The sequence below is a fragment of the Eubacterium sp. BIOML-A2 genome, assembly GCF_009680135.1.
GTDB lineage: Bacteria > Bacillota > Clostridia > Lachnospirales > Lachnospiraceae > Faecalicatena > Faecalicatena contortus_B.
Genome location: NZ_WKZK01000115.1, coordinates 1 through 2,252, shown reverse-complemented (window position 1 = coordinate 2,252; position 2,252 = coordinate 1). Strand labels below are relative to the sequence as shown.

The window sequence follows — 2,252 nt, the reverse complement described above, 5'->3', positions numbered from 1 at the left end:
GAAGTAAATACAGTATAATGTCCATGAGCATTGTCTCCTTGGTTTAAGGTTGGTTTGGCGATTGACATTATACCAGAAAAAGGGAGGTCAATGCTCTTTTTATTGCAAACTCCCATAAAATCAAGGTTTAACAATAAAAAAAGGTAGTGAAACTTGACACTACCCACATCAAAGGGGGGGATTACATATGGATTCAGCATCTGAATCGTATCGCTGGTTTGAAGCAGCTTGACGCATTTCACCATATCTTCCAGCTTCGCCTCACGCCGCACATTATTTTCCTGCACATATACCGGGCCGTACGCCGGGCAGAATACAGTCGTTCCTCAGCCCACCTCGACATCATTCTTTCGGTCACTTCCCCGTATTACGAAACGTTCCGGGACAAGCTGAAGTGCCTTGCGCACATCGTCCTCTTTAAAATGTACAATTTTTCCTTCTATATAAAAGCCATTTTCCCGAAAGATATCCAATGCTCTCTCGCTCTCGAAAAGTATTCCCTGCTGTTCCATTGTCTCAATTCACAAGCGCCGAGGAGCTTTTGTCTCTTTGCCAGCAGACGGGCAGACCTTTATGGGAATATGGAATCGATTATGAGATGGCACGAAGCGGCTGGAGCAGAAATGAGGTCATTGATTATATGACCCATGTAATAGAAATCATGGAGCAGAGCGCCAGGAAGGACTTGAAGGGCGATATAGATATGAACGGGATTATCTACCCAACCGCTGGAAAAGTGGAAGCTCACTTGAAGTATAACAAAAAAGCATTGGATATGGAGAAGAAAGTGGAATTGATGCTGACCACCTCGGTTATCGGAATTGTGATGTCCAAAGACTGCAATTACTCAGCGGAATTATACGGCTGCCAGGTGGAACCGGAAGCCGCCTCAGCCATGGCCGCCGCACTGGTTTTCCTGATGGACGGAAGTTAATGAAGCCGCATCCACGTATATAATCAGCTTAAAAGAATTTTACCAGACAGCATGAAGGAAGGATTTCCTAAAAACGAAATCCTTCCTTCATGTTTCTATGCAGCCTTTCTATTCATCGCATTTTCCAAAGTCCCTTCCGGCCTGTACAAAAGCCTTCAGGTTCTCCGGAGGAGTCGTTGCCGTCACCTCGCACCCGCTTCCCAGGATAAAGTTTCCGCCCTTTTTCCCTTCCTGTACAACTTTTGCCGTCTGGTCATAGACCTCCTGCGGTGTTCCGTTCGCCAGCAGCGAGGGATCAATGTTGCCCCTGAGTACCTTATCCGTCTGTGTTTTCAGTCTGCTGACATCACACAAATGGTCAAAGTCAATGATATCGCTGCCGTTTCTTGTAATAAGTTCCACAATCCCATGGATGTCCCCGCAGATATGTGTAATTGCCCTGACCCCGTTTTCATGAATCGCAGATACGAGCCTGGTTTCATACGGCAGCGCAAAATCTTTGTAATTTTGTGCAGAAATCACCGTATTAGAAGCCATTGCATGCCCAAAGGAAATGGCATCCACCCCTGTCTCCGCCAGATATTTCACATAGTTCACCGTATAGGCCAGACACCGTTCCAGCAGTTCATGCACCGTTTCAGGGTCTGTCAGCATCCCTATCAGCAGCTCTTCCATGGGGATCAGCTGACTTGCCACGTTCAGCGGGGCGTTGCACCACGCGGTTACGTAAATCCGGTCCCCAACCTCACTCTTTACAATCTCTGACGCGCGCAGAATTGTTTTCGTCGGCTCAGTATCCCATGGATTCGTTACCCGAACCCGCTCATAATCATCCAGCTCTTCCAGATAATATTCGATCAGCTTGGACGTTTCCTCCTCCGGCCTGATATAGTTACTGCCTATCGCCATGCCTTCATTTGCAATATCCGTGGTAATTCCGACTGCATCCCACTGGTACTTTTCAGCTGCTGCAATAATCGCTTTCGCCATATTTTCCGGATCCGTCATATAATCCCGCATCGTCATTCCCTCCACCGCACGGCACGTTGCGTGGCTGATCTTTGGGAAAATCGGGATGTAATCCGGTTCTTTTCCTTCGAGCACCCTTTCCATTCTTTCTCTTGACAACATATTTCCACCTCCTAAAACTGAAGGGTAGTGTCAAGTTTCACTACCTTTTTTTATTGTTAAACCTTGATTTTATGGGAGTTTGCAATAAAAAGAGCATTGACCTCCCTTTTTCTGGTATAATGTCAATCGCCAAACCAACCTTAAACCAAGGAGACAATGCTCATGGACATTATACTGTATTTACTTC

2 protein-coding genes and 1 pseudogene are annotated in these 2,252 nt (G+C 46.4%); 1 reads left to right on the top strand and 2 read right to left on the bottom strand.

Annotated features, from left to right (window positions below):
* A pseudogene (locus GKG43_RS23520) lies at positions 1 to 512 on the bottom strand (trimethylamine methyltransferase family protein); the annotation flags it as partial.
* A gap of 29 nt (positions 513 to 541) precedes the next feature.
* Between GKG43_RS23520 and GKG43_RS22660 the strand changes: the two are divergent.
* Positions 542 to 934 carry an L-serine ammonia-lyase, iron-sulfur-dependent, subunit alpha gene (locus GKG43_RS22660; protein ID WP_055153893.1) on the top strand — a complete coding sequence of 131 codons (393 nt, stop codon included), beginning with the start codon at positions 542 to 544 and terminating at the stop codon, positions 932 to 934.
* Positions 935 to 1,042: 108 nt separating this feature from the next.
* On the opposite strand, the gene GKG43_RS22655 is transcribed toward GKG43_RS22660, so the two are convergent.
* The gene (locus GKG43_RS22655; protein ID WP_055153895.1) at positions 1,043 to 2,065 is read right to left on the bottom strand and encodes a uroporphyrinogen decarboxylase family protein; all 1,023 of its coding nucleotides are present in this window, start codon (positions 2,063 to 2,065) and stop codon (positions 1,043 to 1,045) included.
* Positions 2,066 to 2,252: the final 187 nt, after the last annotated feature.

Coding starts and splice junctions, on each gene's coding strand:
- GKG43_RS22655 (WP_055153895.1), bottom strand. CDS start 2,065: ATGTTGTCAAGAGAAAGAATGGAAAGGGTGCTCGAAGGAAAAGAACCG.